The 15,155-nt window shown below is 71.7% G+C and carries 10 protein-coding genes, 2 tRNA genes and 1 pseudogene; 3 read left to right on the forward strand and 10 right to left on the reverse strand.

The features are described 5' to 3' along the window. Window positions 1–909, forward strand: a 909-nt coding sequence (locus RH94_RS06745) for a hypothetical protein (protein ID WP_234425580.1), incomplete at its 5' end; no start/stop codon positions are given. 75 nt (window positions 910–984) lie between these two features. Here RH94_RS06745 and clpX read toward each other — a convergent pair. The 5 genes from clpX to RH94_RS06770 all read right to left on the reverse strand — a co-directional run bounded on the left by clpX (window position 985) and on the right by RH94_RS06770 (window position 5,826). Continuing rightward, complete coding sequence (gene clpX / locus RH94_RS06750) at window positions 985–2,271, reverse strand: ATP-dependent Clp protease ATP-binding subunit ClpX (protein ID WP_073946719.1); 1,287 nt, start codon at window positions 2,269–2,271, stop codon at window positions 985–987. A 169-nt stretch (window positions 2,272–2,440) separates the two neighbouring features. Further along, window positions 2,441–3,121, reverse strand: coding sequence for an ATP-dependent Clp protease proteolytic subunit (locus tag RH94_RS06755; protein WP_073946720.1), 681 nt, complete (start codon window positions 3,119–3,121; stop codon window positions 2,441–2,443). Window positions 3,122–3,269: 148 nt separating this feature from the next. Beyond that, window positions 3,270–3,875 carry an ATP-dependent Clp protease proteolytic subunit gene (locus RH94_RS06760; RefSeq protein WP_073946744.1) on the reverse strand — a complete coding sequence of 202 codons (606 nt, stop codon included), beginning with the start codon at window positions 3,873–3,875 and terminating at the stop codon, window positions 3,270–3,272. 283 nt (window positions 3,876–4,158) lie between these two features. Beyond that, complete coding sequence (gene tig, locus RH94_RS06765) at window positions 4,159–5,556, reverse strand: trigger factor (protein ID WP_073946721.1); 1,398 nt, start codon at window positions 5,554–5,556, stop codon at window positions 4,159–4,161. A gap of 193 nt (window positions 5,557–5,749) precedes the next feature. Continuing rightward, a tRNA-Pro gene (locus tag RH94_RS06770) sits at window positions 5,750–5,826 on the reverse strand. A gap of 244 nt (window positions 5,827–6,070) precedes the next feature. Here RH94_RS06770 and RH94_RS06775 point away from each other — a divergent pair. Then, window positions 6,071–6,141 (forward strand) — tRNA-Gly (locus tag RH94_RS06775). Window positions 6,142–6,297: 156 nt separating this feature from the next. On the opposite strand, the gene RH94_RS06780 is transcribed toward RH94_RS06775, so the two are convergent. After that, entirely contained in the window at window positions 6,298–6,492 is a 195-nt protein-coding gene (locus tag RH94_RS06780) for a hypothetical protein (RefSeq protein WP_073946722.1), read from the reverse strand. A 547-nt stretch (window positions 6,493–7,039) separates the two neighbouring features. On the opposite strand from RH94_RS06780, the gene RH94_RS06785 reads away from it, so the two are divergent. Continuing rightward, window positions 7,040–8,152, forward strand: coding sequence for an acyltransferase family protein (locus RH94_RS06785; protein ID WP_407697266.1), 1,113 nt, complete (start codon window positions 7,040–7,042; stop codon window positions 8,150–8,152). Window positions 8,153–8,231: 79 nt separating this feature from the next. Here the strand turns inward: RH94_RS06785 and RH94_RS06790 are convergent, their stop codons facing one another. From RH94_RS06790 to RH94_RS42590, 4 genes and pseudogenes are all read right to left on the reverse strand, one after another. Next, on the reverse strand, window positions 8,232–9,662 hold the full coding sequence (locus tag RH94_RS06790) for a DUF6177 family protein (RefSeq protein WP_073946724.1): 1,431 nt from the start codon (window positions 9,660–9,662) through the stop codon (window positions 8,232–8,234). A gap of 7 nt (window positions 9,663–9,669) precedes the next feature. Further along, a complete protein-coding gene (eccCa, locus tag RH94_RS06795; RefSeq protein WP_073946725.1) occupies window positions 9,670–13,653 on the reverse strand; it encodes a type VII secretion protein EccCa in 3,984 nt (1,327 codons plus the stop codon). Between the two features lie 45 nt (window positions 13,654–13,698). Continuing rightward, window positions 13,699–14,928: a nucleotide-binding protein gene (locus RH94_RS06800; protein WP_107428640.1), complete on the reverse strand. Its 1,230-nt coding sequence runs from the start codon at window positions 14,926–14,928 to the stop codon at window positions 13,699–13,701. Between the two features lie 63 nt (window positions 14,929–14,991). Then, window positions 14,992–15,155, reverse strand: a pseudogene (locus RH94_RS42590) (type VII secretion integral membrane protein EccD); the annotation flags it as partial.

The following is a 15,155-nucleotide window of genomic DNA, read 5'->3' on the forward strand; positions in this document are numbered from 1 at the left end:
CCGCCGCAGGCGCCGCCCGCGCAGCCCGGCTACGGCTACCCCCAGCAGCCCCCTCCGCCCCAGCCGCAGCCCGGCTACGGCTACCCGCAGCAGCCCGCCCCGGGCGCCCCGCCCCAGCCGGGTCCCTACGGCCAGCAGCCCCCGTACGGCCAGCAGCCCCCGTACGGCCAGCCTCCGTACGGCCAGCCCCCGTACGGGGCCGTCCCCCCGGCCCCGGGCGGCGGCAAGGGGAAGACGGCGGCCCTGATCGTCGGCGCGGTGGCGGTCGTGACGGCGATCGCGGTGGGCGCGTACTTCCTGATCGGCGGGGGCGACGGCGGCGGCTCGGTGGCGGACGACGGCCCGCACAGGCTGACGACGCCGGCGACGGTCGTCGACGGCCAGTACAAGAAGGCGGACGACGTCGACAGCGGCGGGTTCGACAACGACGACCTCAAGAACGCCGAGAAGCACGGCGTGAAGAACGCCAAGGACGTGCACGCCGACTACCAGGCGGGCGACAAGAACAACCCGCTGGCCATGAGCGTGATCAACTTCATGGGCGTGTACGGCGAGATCGACGACCCGGAGAAGGTGGTCGACGCCATGTTCGCCGAGGTCGAGAAGAACGCCACGAGCGACAGCGAGGGCGAGGTCGTCGGCAGTCCGAAGGCCTACACGCCGAGCGGTCTCGACGGTGCGGTCCTCAAGTGCCAGGAGATGAGGATCAAGGACGACTCGTCGGACAGCGGCACCCCCGCAGGACCGAGCGAGATCCGTATGCCCGTGTGCATCTGGGGCGACCACAGTACGATCGGCGCCGTCATCCACGCGGACATGGCCGACGCCCTGTCCGGCAAGAGCCCCGACCTGCAGAAGGCGGCCGAACTGAGCGCCAAGTTCCGCAAGGACGTCCGCGTCAAGGCCTGACGCACACCCGCACGGCGGGAAGGGCCCCGGTCGAGTCGACCGGGGCCCTTCCTGTCCGTCGTCCGTGCCGCGGCGTTACGCCGTCTTCTGCTCGCCCGGGCCACGGCCGCGGGCGTCCCTCGGGATCAGGGTCGGGTTGACGTTGGAATGGACGACGTCGGCGGTGATGACGACCCTCGCCACGTCCTTGCGCGACGGCACCTCGTACATCACCGACATCAGGACCTCCTCCATGATGGCGCGCAGGCCGCGGGCGCCGGTCTGGCGGAGGATGGCCTGGTCGGCGATGGCCTCCAGGGCCTCGCGCTCGAAGTCGAGTTCCACGCCGTCGAGTTCGAACAGGCGCTGGTACTGCTTGACCAGGGCGTTGCGCGGCTCGACCAGGATCTTGAGCAGCGCCTCGCGGTCCAGGTTGTGGACGGAGGTGATCACCGGCAGACGGCCGATGAACTCCGGGATCATGCCGAACTTGACCAGGTCCTCGGGCATGACGTCCTCGAACTGGTCCTTGTCCTCCAGCTCCCGCTTGGAACGGATCGTCGCGCCGAAGCCGATGCCCTTGGCACCCGCGCGCCCCTCGATGATCTTCTCCAGGCCCGCGAAGGCGCCGCCCACGATGAACAGGACGTTCGTCGTGTCGATCTGGATGAACTCCTGGTGCGGGTGTTTGCGGCCGCCCTGGGGCGGGACGGAGGCCGTGGTGCCCTCGAGGATCTTCAGCAGGGCCTGCTGGACGCCCTCGCCGGACACGTCGCGCGTGATGGAGGGGTTTTCACTCTTCCGCGCGACTTTGTCGATCTCGTCGATGTAGATGATCCCGGTCTCGGCCTTCTTGACGTCGTAGTCGGCCGCCTGGATCAGCTTCAGCAGGATGTTCTCGACGTCCTCGCCCACGTACCCCGCCTCGGTCAGCGCCGTGGCGTCGGCGATGGCGAACGGGACGTTCAGCATGCGGGCCAGCGTCTGGGCCAGCAGGGTCTTGCCGGAGCCCGTGGGCCCCAGCAGGAGGATGTTGGACTTGGCGAGCTCGATGGCGTCCTCGCGGCTCTGACCGCCGCCGTTCTCGCCGGCCTGGACGCGCTTGTAGTGGTTGTACACCGCGACGGACAGGGCCTTCTTGGCGGCCTCCTGGCCGACGACGTACCCGTCCAGGAACTCGTAGATCTCGCGGGGCTTGGGAAGCTCCTCCCAGCGCACCTCGCTGCTCTCGGCGAGTTCCTCCTCGATGATCTCGTTGCAGAGGTCGATGCACTCGTCGCAGATGTACACACCGGGCCCTGCGATGAGCTTCTTGACCTGCTTCTGGCTCTTGCCGCAGAACGAGCACTTGAGCAGATCGCCGCCGTCACCGATGCGTGCCACGGTGTGCTTCCCCTTCGCCTGGGAGACGACTGGACGCGTTGAGTCCAGCGGCTCCTGGTGCTGCCTTATGTCGACGGTACCTTGCCGGGCCCCCCGTTCGGGCCCCCCTTGGCACGGTTCACTTTGACGTGAACCGTGCCAAAGAGCGGCAGACGTTACTGCCTTCGCCTCAGCGGACGGAAGCGTTGTTCATCTTCCGGGTGGAAATGATCTGGTCGATCAGCCCGTAGGACAGCGCCTCCTCGGCCGTGAGGATCTTGTCGCGCTCGATGTCCTCGCGGATCTTCTCGATCGGCTGGGTGGAGTGCTTGGCCAGCATCTCCTCCAGCTGCGAGCGCATCCGCAGGATCTCGTTGGCGGCGATTTCCAGGTCGGAGACCTGGCCGCGGCCGGTCTCGCTGTACGGCTGGTGGATCAGCACGCGGGCGTTCGGCAGCGCCATGCGCTTGCCCGGCGTTCCGGCGGCCAGCAGGACGGCGGCGGCGGAAGCCGCCTGGCCCATGCAGACCGTCTGGATGTCGGGCTTCACGAACTGCATCGTGTCGTAGATGGCCGTCAGCGCCGTGAAGGAGCCGCCGGGGCTGTTGATGTAGACCGAGATGTCCCGGTCGGGGTCCATCGACTCCAGGCACAGCAGCTGCGCCATGACGTCGTTGGCGGAGGCGTCGTCGATCTGGACGCCGAGGAAGATCACGCGCTCCTCGAAGAGCTTCGCGTACGGGTCGTACTCGCGGACGCCCTGGGAGGTGCGCTCCACGAAGCGCGGGATGACGTAGCGGGACTCGGCCGTGGGGCCGGTGTACTCGGCGCGCGCACGGTCGTAGAGGCCGCTGCCGGGGAAGTCGTTCACGGTGTTCTCCTGGAAGGGGGCTGGGCGGTCGGCTGGGGGCTGGCTGGGCTTCACGGAGGCCACGGACGTCTCGGACGTCTCCCGGGGGCCCGGGGGCCGGGGACTCCGCGGGAGCGGCTCAGGGGGGCGTGCGACCCCCGTGGGCGGCTCAGGCCCCGGTGCCGCCACCGCCCGGCATGCCGGCGGCCGAGGTGATCACGTCGTCGATGAGGCCGTACTCCTTGGCCTCGTGGGCGTCGAACCAGCGGTCGCGGTCGGAGTCGCGGGTGATCTGCTCGACCGTCTGGCCGGTGTGGAAGGAGGTGAGCTCCGCCATGCGCTTCTTGGTGTGCAGCAGCCGCTCGGCGTGGATCTTGATGTCCGAGGCCGAGCCCGCCAGGCCGGCGGAGGGCTGGTGGATCAGGATCTCGGCGTTGGGCAGCGCGAAGCGCTTGCCGCGGGTGCCGGCGCTGAGCAGGAACTGGCCCATCGAGGCCGCGAGGCCCATGGCGATGGTCACCACGTCGTTCTTGATGTACTGCATGGTGTCGTAGATCGCCATGCCGGCCGTGATCGAACCGCCCGGGCTGTTGATGTAGAGGTAGATGTCCTTGTCCGGGTCGGCGGCAAGGAGCAGCAGCTGTGCGGTGATCTTGTTCGCGATGTCGTCGTCGACCGGCTGGCCGAGGAAGATGATCCGCTCGTTGAGCAGCCGGTTGTAGACCTGGTCGCCGAGGCCACCACCGATGGAAGGCTCGCCGGCGGCGGAGGGCATCAGATTCGTCACGTATCCACCTGCTCGTCTTACGACGGCACGGGGCCGTCTCACGTGTTCTGCCGGGGCGATGGGGCCGTCCGGCGGTGTTCGGGGACTCCCCTGCCCTCGTATTCAAGGACCCTAACGCGCAGGCCCCGCGGTGCCATCCCGGTTCCGTGGGTGTTCGCCGGGGGCGTACGCCGTGGCGCCCGCGGCTCCGCACCCCTCGGGGTAGACGAACGGGCCCCAGGTCACAACGTACCCGGGGCCCGTCCTATGCGCATGAGAGGTGCCGTACGGCTCAGGCCTCGGCCTTCTCCTCGCCCTCGCCCTTGTTCTCGGCGGGAGCCTCGGCGGTCTCCGCCGTCTCGGCGGTCTCGTCCTCGTCCTCGTCGTCCAGGTCGACGATCTCGCCGTTGGTGTCCTTCACGGTCGCGGCCTCGACCACGACGGCCAGGGCCTTGCCGCGGGCGACCTCGCCGACCAGCATCGGAACCTGGTTCTGCTGGACGACGGCCTGCGCGAACTGGTCGGGGGACATGCCGGAGGAGGCGGCGCGGCGCATGAGGTGCTCGGTGAGCTCCTCCTGGTTGACGCCCAGCTTCTCCTTGTTGACGAGCTCGTCGAGCACGAACTGGGTCTTGATGCCCTTGACCGCGGCCTCGCGGGTCTCGGTGTCGAACTCCTCGGCGGTCTTGCCCTGGATCTCCAGGTACTTGTCGAGGGTGAGGCCCATCTGACCGAGCTGGTGGTGCTCGAGGTTGTGCTTGCGGGTGTTGATCTCGTCCTCGAGCAGCTTCTCGGGGACGGGGACCTCGACCAGCTCGAGCAGCTTGTCCAGGACGCGCTCCTGGGCCTGCGTGGCCTGGTCGAACTGCTTCATGTTCTCCAGGCGCTTGCGGCTGTCGGCCCGCAGCTCCTCGAGCGTGTCGAACTCGGAGGCGAGCTGCGCGAAGTCGTCGTCCAGCTCGGGCAGCTCCCGGGCGGCGACCTGGGTGACCTTGACGGTGACCTCGGCCTCCCGGCCGGCCGCCGAGCCGCCCTTGAGCTCGGAGGTGAAGGTGGCCTCGCCACCGGCCTCCAGGCCCTTCACGGCGTCGTCGATGCCGTCCAGCAGCTCACCGGAGCCGATGGTGTAGGAGACGCCGTTGGCGATGCCGTCCTCCAGGACCTCGCCGTCGACCTTGGCCTCCAGGTCGATGGTCACCACGTCGCCGTCCTCGGCGGCGCGCTCGACCGGGGTCGTGGAGGCGAAGCGCTCGCGCAGCTGCTCGACCGCCTTCTCGACGTCCTCGTCGGTCACCTCGACGGCGTCGACCTCGACCTCGATGCCGGAGTAGTCCGGGATCTCGATGGTCGGGCGGACGTCGACCTCGGCGGTGAAGTTCAGCGTCTCGCCGTCCTTCAGCTCGGTGATGTCGACCTCGGGCTGGCCCAGCGGGTCCAGCTCGGCCTTGTTGACCGCGTCGGTGTAGAACTTCGGAAGCGCGTCGTTGACGGCCTCCTCCAGAACCGCACCGCGGCCGAACCGCTGGTCGATGACCCGGGCCGGGATCTTGCCCTTGCGGAAGCCCTTCACCGTGACCTGCTGGTTGATCTTCTTGTACGCCGCGTCGAGGCTGTCCTTGAGCTCCTCGAAGGGCACCTCGACAGTGAGCCGAACCCGGGTCGGGTTCAGGGTCTCCACGGCGCTCTTCACGGTTCGGTCTCCTTGTGGCTGACTTCTTGGATTCTGCCGGGGCCGGACGGTTCCGGCGGATGTTTCGCCGCCCGGAGGCGTTCGCAGCCCCAGCAGGACCGGACACACGGGCGCGCAGTTTGCATAGTAACCGCAGCCACTGGGCGCCCCAAAAGGCGATCACGCGCGGTGACGCCGACCGGCGGTCGGCGGATGGTCGGGGTGGCGGGATTTGAACCCACGGCCTTCCGCTCCCAAAGCGGACGCGCTACCAAGCTGCGCCACACCCCGTCTGGTGTGCGACACGTAGAGTACATGGCCGCAGGCAGTGCGGCCGCAGCATTCCCCCGGCACCGAGGCGTACCCGGGGGCACACGGGTCACGGGGGCGGGCACCGGCTCGTATCCGACGGCTCGCGGACGCACATGACCGGCGCACGGGACCGGCGTGCACCCCCGGGGTGTGCGGCAACGCCCCACGACCCGCTACGATGCCTGGTGTGCCGCGGTCGGCAGACTCGCGGCGCGCACTGTGCGCGGGCGTAGCTCAATGGTAGAGCCCCAGTCTTCCAAACTGGCTACGCGGGTTCGATTCCCGTCGCCCGCTCTGTGTGGCTCAGGGCCAGGTCGGAGGACCGATCCTCCGACCTGGCCCTGATCGTTTCCGGAGGCCGCGACCAGTCCGCGTGCCCCCGCGTGCCCCTTGGATGCCGCCCCTCCCCGACGGGTCCGTGCCGGTCGACGCTTGCCGGTTCCCGGCCTGTCAGAAGCTGATCGAGTTGATCGTCTGCGCTATCGAGTCCAGGAAGCGGCTGATCGGCTGGGCCATGCCGGTGGAGGCGAGGAAGAAGCCGAAGAGCACGGCGACGATGGCCGGCCCCGCCTTGATGGATCCTCCTCGGAGCAACACCACCAGGATGATCGCCAACAGCAGCACCACGGACAGTGAAATGGCCACAACTGATCACACCCTCGGTCGGTCCGCTCTCCCGGCCCGGGGACACCGGTCCCGCGCGCCCCGCTGGAACCATCGTGCCACCAACACGGCCCCCGTATGCGGGGGCTGACGCAACATCGGCCGGGGCCGGGGCACACGCACCGGGAACCCCGGGATCGGCGCCCTTCCCCGAACTCGCCTCCGACCGTGTCCCGTACGGCAATTCAAAGACGCCGTTTCCATACCCGCACATCGCGTTCGCAGGGAATTCAAATTGTTGCGGGGCGGCGCCACGGGCGCGTTCTCGTGCGCCGAACCGTCGGTATGAATACCGGCATTCGGGGGCGGCGCGGTGTGTGCGAACGGTGCCCGTGACGTGTCGGCCATCCCCTCGACGGTCATGCGGTCTTCGCCGAATCCGGGATATCCGCAGCGGACAACCAGGAATGACGTCGGGGGTTTAACGGAATCCCTGGCCAACGCTAGGGTGCCTGAGATGTTCCACGCTGCCTCGTTCCCCGGCCAGAACAGAACTCCGCTCCCACCGACACAGCCGCCGGCCCCGGGAGTGCCGAGCCCGCGTGAATCGGGTGAACCGGGTGGAAGATCCGGCAAGCAGCGCGACGCGTTCTTCGACAACGCCAAGTACATGGCGATCGTACTGGTGGCGGTGGGGCACGCCTGGGCGCCGCTGAAGGGCGACAGCCGCGTTCTTCAGGGCCTTTACATGCTCGTGTACGCCTTTCACATGCCGGCGTTCATCGTCATCTCCGGTTTCTTCTCCCGTACTTTCGACGCCCGGCCCGACCGGCTCAAACGGCTGGTCACCGGCGTCGTCGTGCCGTACGTCGTCTTCGAGACCGCCTATTCCCTCTTCAAGCGCTTCGCCGACCACACCCCGGACCAGGAGATCAGCCTCCTCGACCCGTGGTACCTGACCTGGTTCCTGTGCGCCCTGTTCATCTGGCGGCTGACCACCCCCGTGTGGAGGCTGGTCCGTTGGCCGCTGCCGCTCGCGCTCGGCATCGCCGTGCTGGCGTCGGTCAGCCCGGCCATCGGCGACGACCTGGACCTGCAACGGGTCCTGCAGTTCCTGCCGTTCTTCGTGCTGGGCCTGGGCCTGAAGCCCGAGCACTTCCAGCTGGTACGCCGCCGTTCGGTGCGGATCGCGTCGCTGCCGGTGGCCGCGGCGGCGCTGTTCGTCAGCTGGTGGGCGGTGCCGCGGATGAAGGCCTCCTGGTTCTACCACCGTGACTCCGCCCAGGAGCTGGGCGCGCCCTGGTGGGTCGGTCCGGTCATGACCCTTGCCCTGTTCGGCTGCTCGCTGGCGCTGACCGCCTGCTTCCTCGCCTGGGTGCCGGGCCGCCGAACCTGGTTCACGGCTCTCGGCGCGGGCACGCTGTACGGCTATCTGCTGCACGGCTTCCTCACCAAGGGCGCCGACTACCGGGGCTGGCTGGACCACGCCTGGCTGCACCGCCCGCTCGGCGTGCTCCTCGTCACCCTGCTCGCGGCGACGGCTGTCACCCTGCTGTGCACACGGCCGGTGCGACGGGTCTTCCGGTGTGTGACGGAGCCCGGGATGAAGTGGGCCTTCCGGCAGGACACGGCCCGACCGGCCCGGGAACGCGAGCAGCCGACGGGCCGCGGCGCCGAGCACGGGGCGGCGCGGGCGCGCTGAGGGCGGCGCTCCCGGCGACCGGTGCCGGGGGCTGTCCGCGGGCGACCGCGGGCGGCCCCCCGGTCCGCTGCGGGGCGTCTCAGGCGGGCTCGTCGCCCTTGAGGTGTCGTACCAGCTGTTCGAAGTGCTGCCAGCCCGACAGGTCGGACGGGTCGCCGGGGAAGGCGTAGTACAGCGCCGGGCGGGTCCGCGGGCCCAGTTCGCGCGGCGGCCGCGCGAGCGGGGTGCGCCGGGCGCGGTCGCCGGGCAGGGCGCGGACCTCCTCGGCGCCGAGCACGAAGGCGTACGGGACGCCCGGGCCCTCGAAGCGCGGCGGCACCGACAGGTCGCGGCGGGCCTTGCGGATCTGCACCAGCATGGACTGCAGGTCGTGCCGGGTGGCGAGGATCTCCGCGGCCCGGGGCACCGCGTCCGCCGGCACCTCCTCCCCGGGGCCGTAGCCGAACGCCAGCGTGACGTCCTCCTCCACGCCGCCCTTCGTGCGGGAGACACGGACCGTGGCCAGCCCCGGGCGCTCCGGGCTGCCGACGACCACCAGCCAGGTCGGCTCGGGCGCCCGCTCGTGGGCCACGTCCGTGAGCCGGCGCGGCGACCAGGGCAGGTTGACGGGCTCCTCCGTGCCCCAGCCGGCCGGCGGCTCGCCGGTGATCTCGCGCCACACGGCCTCCAGGGCACCGCCGAGGACCAGGCGTTCGTCGGCGGGGTGGACGGCGCGGTAGGAGACGGCGAGCTGGCGTTCGCCCGTGTCCGCGAGGTCCCGGGTGAAGGACTCGGCGACCGGGGTGCGCGGGTCGTCGGGGGTGGCCTCGGGCGACTGGACGGCCGCGAACAGGCCGTCGTTCCACTCCAGTACGGCCCCGGACAGGCCGTCGTAGTAGCCGTCCTTCCCGTCCTGCACGACCCACCGCGAGGGCCAGCCCGGCAGGTTGGCGCGCACCGCCGGGGAGAGGCGGGTGCCGGCCGGTGTGACGATCTGCAGGCCGAGTCCGGCGTTCGCCGCCGCCCGGAAGGCGTCCGCGAGCCAGGCGGTCATCGCGACCACGGGGCGGTCCTGGATGACGACGGCGGCCTTGTCGGTGAGCACGTCCACGGCGGGCTGTGCGGCGGCCGGCGCGGGCACGGCGCTCACCCCGTCCGTCCGCACCACGGCCAGCGACCGCGCGGCCTCCGGGGGCCAGGCGGTGCCGCCGACCAGCGTGGCGAGCCGGGCCGCGAAGGTGCCGGCGAGTTCCTCGCCCTCCTGGACGCCGGTGGTGGCGCGGGCCTCGGTCCACCAGTACGGCACGTCCGGCTCGCTCGCCCCGAGCAGCCGCCGCGCCTCGCCCCTGACCTGCACGAGCAGCGGCGCCTCGATGGAGACCAGGGGGCGCCCCCGCTCGTCGCAGAGCCGCACCACCGCGCCGTCGCCCTCCGCGCCCACCAGCTTGTCGGGGCCGCCGGAGAGCAGGCCCGCGAGCACGCTCAGCGGGTCGGGCATCCTCTGGGTCAGGGCGATGACGTCCTTGGTCATGGGTGGTTCACCTGCTCCTGGCGTGGACGGTCTGGATCAGCCGGCTGGGCTCTCCCCTGCGGACCAGCACGCCGCGCCCGGGCGGCTGGTGGCTGGGGTACACGCCGGGGAAGAGCTGGCCCTCGCTGCGGTCTCCGGACATCACCAGCGCCGAGGCGCCGGACTCGCGCAGGCCCTGCAGCAGCGGCTCGTACAGGCCGCGCGAGGCGCCCGCGACCCGGCGGGTGAGGACGAAGTGCAGACCGATGTCGACGGCGGAGGGGATGTACGGCACGAAGGGCGCGAGCGGCTGCTGGCCCGCGGTGGTCAGCACGTCGTAGTCGTCGACGAGGATCACGATGCGCGGGCCCGAGCCCCAGCTGCCGGGTTCCAGGTCGGCGGGGTCGGCGGTCTCGTCCGGCAGCCGCTTCTCCAGTTCGCCGGCGATGCCGGCGGCCAGGGCCCCGCACAGTCTGGCGTTGTAGGCGTAGCCGCCGCGGTACTCCTCGGGGACGGCGCCGCGCAGCCCGCGCCTCGGGTCCATGATGCCGAAGACCAGCTCGTCGTCGCCGTACCGCTCGATCAGGCCCTCGGCGACCGCCTTGAGCAGGTTGGTCTTGCCGCACTCGCTGTCGCCCATGATCAGCAGGTGCTGGTCGTGTTCGAACAGGTCGAGCAGGACCGGCGCCAGCCTGGTCTGGTCCAGGCCGATGGGCACCCGGCGCGGCTCGGCCGTCGGGCCGGGCAGCAGCCGCGGCTCCAGGAGGTGCGGCAGCACCCGTACCGGCTGGGCGACCTCGCCGGTCCAGGTGGCGCGGACGGTACGGGCCGTGCGCTCCAGGACCGCGCCGAGGTCGGCGGTGTCGGCGAGGCCGTCGGTGCGGGGCAGGGCGACCTGCGCGAACAGCTTGCCGTCGGTGAGGACGCGGCCCTTCTCCTCCGGGGAGAGGGTCTCGGCGAGCTTGCGGTCGATGCTGGACTCGCCGGGGTCGTTCAGCCGCAGTTCGACGCGGGTGCCGAACTGGGACTGGGTGGCGATGCGCACGTCGTTCCAGCGCAGCATGCCGGCCACGACGTGGATGCCGTAGCCGCTGCCGCGCTTGAGGATGTCGACGACCGCGTCGTCCAGTTCCTCGAAGTCGTCGCGCAGCGCGCCGAAGCCGTCGATGAGCAGCACGATCTCCGTGGAGGCCAGCTCGGGCAGCCGGCCCGCGGCGCGCAGGGTGCGCAGCTGTTCCAGGGAGTCGATGTTGTGGACGCGGAACAGCTCCTCGCGCTGGTCGAGCATGTCGCGCACGGAGTCGACGGTGCGGGCCGCGCGCTCGCGGTCGGCGCGGCCGGCGATCCCGCCGACGTGCGGCAGCCCGGCGAGGGCCTGCAGGCCGCCGCCGACCAGGTCCAGGCCGTAGACGCCGACCTCCTGCGGGGTGTGCGTCAGGGCCAGGGACAGGGCGAGGGTGCGCAGCAGGGTGGTCTTGCCGGACTGGGGGCCGCCGATGACGGCCGCGTGGCCGCCGGCGACCGTGAGGTCCAGGTACCACTTGCCCTGCCACTGCCGGGTCGGGTCGTCGAGGATGCCCAGCGGAACCCGGAGCGGGCCGCGGCGCCCCGCCAGCCGCGTGCCGTGCGCGCCCACCTCGACGGGGCCGGCGACCTTGTCGAGGGCGACGGCCTCGGGCAGCGGGGGCAGCCAGATCCGGCGTACGGTCCGGGCGCCGGCGCTCTCGATCCGCTCGACGAGGACGCCCATCTCGGTCGGCCCGGTCTCCCGGCGCCGCGCCTGAGGCTCCTCGGGGCCCGCGGCCTCCTCCTGGCCGAGGGTGTTGTACGCCTCGTACTCCAGGGCGAGCGGTCCGGTCTCCTCGGTCTCCTGCCGCACCGGGCCGCGGTAGGCGCCGGAGACGTAGCCGGCCTTGAAACGCTCGTAGTGGCTGGTGTCGACCTTGAGGTAGCCGAAGCCGGGCAGCGGGGGCAGGTGGAAGGCGTCGGTGGTGTCCAGCACCGTGCGGGACTCGTCGGCGGAGAAGGTGCGCAGGCCGAGCCGGTACGACAGGTAGGTGTCCAGGCCCTTCAGCCTGCCGCCCTCGATGCGCTGGCTGGACAGCAGCAGGTGCACGCCGATGGAGCGGCCGATGCGGCCGATCGACAGGAACAGGTCGATGAAGTCCGGCTTGGCGGTGAGGAGTTCGCCGAACTCGTCGATGACCACGAACAGGTGCGGCAGCGGTTCGAGGTCGGGGCGCCGCTCCGCGCGCAGCGCTGCGTAGTGGCCGATGTCGGCGACGTTGCCCGCGTCCTTGAGCACCTGCTGGCGGCGCTTGACCTCGCCGGCGAGCGAGGCGTGGACGCGTTCGACGAGGCCGGCCTGGTTCTCCAGGTTGGTGATCACGCCGGCGACGTGCGGCAGGCCGGCGAACGGGGCGAAGGTGGCGCCGCCCTTGTAGTCGACGAGGACCAGGGCGAGGTCCTCCGGCGGGTGGGTGGCGACCAGGGCGAGGACCAGGGTGCGCAGCAGTTCGGACTTGCCGGAGCCGGTGGCGCCGACGCACAGGCCGTGCGGGCCCATGCCGAGTTCGGAGGACTCCTTGAGGTCGAGCAGGACCGGTTCGCGGGAGTCGCTGACGCCGATGGGCACGCGCAGGAAGGCGCGTTCGCCGCGCGGTGCCCAGAGCCGGTCCAGGTCGGGGCGGGCCACGTCGTCGATGCCGAGCAGGCCGGCGAAGTCGACCGGGCCGGCCAGCGGGGCGTCGGCGGCGCCCGTGGAGTCGGCGGAGAGCCGCAGCGGGGCGAGCATCCGGGCCAGGCCCTCGGCGAAGGGGATCCCGGCCTCGTCGACCGTGCCGTGGGCGCCGACCGGCTCCGCCTCGCGCAGGTCCTCGATGTCGACCCGTTCGCCGTCGACGGTGATGCGCACGCCCACGCTGCCGGGCTCCTGGACCCGTTCGTCGAGCAGGTGCAGCACGGTGACGCCCAGGTCGCGCAGGCTCAACGCGTCGTCCGGGGTGGGCAGTTCGACGGCGTCGTCCCCGTGTCCGTCGGCGACGACGAGCAGCCGGGAGGTCAGGGCGAGGGCGTCCCTGCCGGACAGGCCGCGGCGCACCTCGGCGGCGTAGGAGGCGCGGCGGCGCAGTTCGGGGCCGATCTGCCGGGCCAGCTGGGGCAGGGAAGGGGCAATGCAGCGAGCGGCGACGGGGCCGTCGAACTGCTCGGTGTCGAGCAGGTGCGGCAGCCACTTGGCCCACTCCCAGTCGGCGATCCGGTCGCCGGGGGCCGCGAGCGCGACGGCCACGTCGTCGGGGGCGTGGGTGGCGGCGGTCTGCACCATCAGGGCACGGGCGACGCGGAGGGTGTCCTCGCGGCGGCCGATGACGCTGATGTTGCCGACGCGGTCGAGCGGGACGGTGAGCGGCAGTTCGGTGCCGGTGCTGAAGCGGGCCATCAGCGCGGAGGCCTCGTTCAGCATGAACTCGTCGGGCGGGGTGAGCACGGAGGAGCCCTGCCGGCCCACCTTCAGGTCCCGTACCGGCATCTCTCCGGTGCCGACCCGCACCCGCAGGAAGTCCGCGTCGAGCCTGCGCCGCTCCCACAGCCGGGCGGGGTCGCGCACGATGTCGTACAGGGCGTCCGGCGGCGGGTTGAGCACCTGGGCCCGCTCGCGCCGCTCGCGCTCCTCCCGGGACAGCTCCTCCCGCAGGTCCTCCAGGTAGGCGAGGTAGGCCTCGCGCTGGGTGCGGCGGGTGCGCTGGGCCTTGCCGCGCTGGGAGAACAGCAGGGCGAGGGAGCCGGCCAGGGTCACCACGAGGATGATCGCGCCCAGTCCCGCGAACTGGGTGTTGCGGATGACCGTCATCATCACGACGGACGACATCACCCCGGCGACGGGCAGCAGCGAGGTGGCGATCGAACCGGCCTTGCCCTCGGGCAGGTTGGGCGGCGCCTCGATGGTGCGCGGCTCGGGGGCGGCCGGCGGCCGGGTGGTCCGGGCCGGCCGGTGGATCAGTCGGGTGCTCATCGTGCGTGCCTCGTCCTCGGGTTTCCCTTTCCGTCCATGGGGGTGTCAGCGGCGTTTCTGGGAGAGCTGGAAGACCTCGGCGGCGAGGCTCGTCGCGGCCTGCCGGGTGGGCCGGGCGAGCAGGTCGGTGCGGATCGGGCCGCCGGCCGCCAGATGCCGGTCGTACGGCAGGACGCGGACGCTCGCGCCGGTCGTCTTCAGCCGCTCCGCGGCCTTGTCGAGGTCGAGTCCGGTGTGCGGCGCGGTCTCGGTGAGCACGACGACGGTGGAGGCGGTGATGTCCCGGGGCAGGGCGCGCATCCACTCCAGTACGGCGTGGGTGCTGGCGACACCCTCCAGTGTCGCGGGCACGGTGAGCACCCGGGCCTGGGCGGCGGACAGCGCGGTGCGGGCGACCTCGGCGGGCAGGGTCTCGCAGTCGACGACGGTGACCCCGAAGTAGCGGCGCAGCGACACCATGACCTGCTCGTAGCTCCTGGTGTCGAGCATCGCCCCGACCTGGCCCTGGCTGCCGGGCAGCAGCCAGGCGTTGTCGGGCAGTTGGACGAGGTAGCCGGTGACGTCGAGCAGGGACATCTGCGGTTCGACGACCTCGGCGAGGTCGCCGGTGGTCCAGCGCAGGCTCTCCGCGCCGAGCCGGAGGGGCAGCGAGCCGAGCGCCGGGTCCGCCTCGACGACGAGCACCGGGTCCTGGCGGTAGTGCGCGTAGGCGGTGCCGAGCAGCGCGGTGACCGTGGTCTTGCCGGAGCCGCCGCGGATGGAGGTCACGGCGATCTGACGGCCGGTGGTGACCGCCTGCTGCAGCACTTCGGCGGTGGCGGTGGTCTCGGCGACCTCGCGCGCGGCGGAGGCGGACACGGTACGGCGGACGGCGCGCAGCGCCCGGGCGGCGAAGGGCTCGCCGCGGCGGGGCCCGGTGTCGGCCGCGACCAGCCGCTTGTCGACCACGGGGCGGGATTCGGGGGTGGCGCGGCGGGCGCGGGGGGCGGGGTGCGCGGTGGTGGGCCGCGGGGTGGGCCGGGAGGCGGGGTGCGGAGCCTGGGGCGGCTGGGCGGGCGCGGGGGGTTGCGGGTGCCCGTGCGCCGGTGTCTGTGCCTCCGCCCGCACCTCCGTCCGCACCTCCGTCTGCATCTCCGCCTGCACCTCCGCCTGCACCCGCGCCGGTTCCTGTGCCGGTCCCCGCGCCGGGCGTACGTCCCCCCGCGGTGCCTGCCGGGGCGTGCCGCCTCTCAGGTCGCGCAGCACGTCGCTCTGCCAGTTGTCCCCGCTCGGCATGTCCCCTTCTCTCCTGCCTGCCTCGTCGTCCCGCCCGGAGCGGCGCGCCTCGTCCGTCGAGCCTCAGAACTTGTCGAGCAGCTGCCCGTAGATGCCGAACACCCCGACGGCGAGCGGGAAGAGCCCGATCACCCCGAGGGACTCGATCAGGTCGGCGAACCTGCGCAACCGTACCCGGACGTGCTCCGGCGGCTCGACCGCGAGGGCGCACAGCGGCAGCACGGCGG

It is taken from the genome of Streptomyces kebangsaanensis, assembly GCF_001906585.1.
GTDB classification, from domain to species: domain Bacteria; phylum Actinomycetota; class Actinomycetes; order Streptomycetales; family Streptomycetaceae; genus Streptomyces; species Streptomyces kebangsaanensis.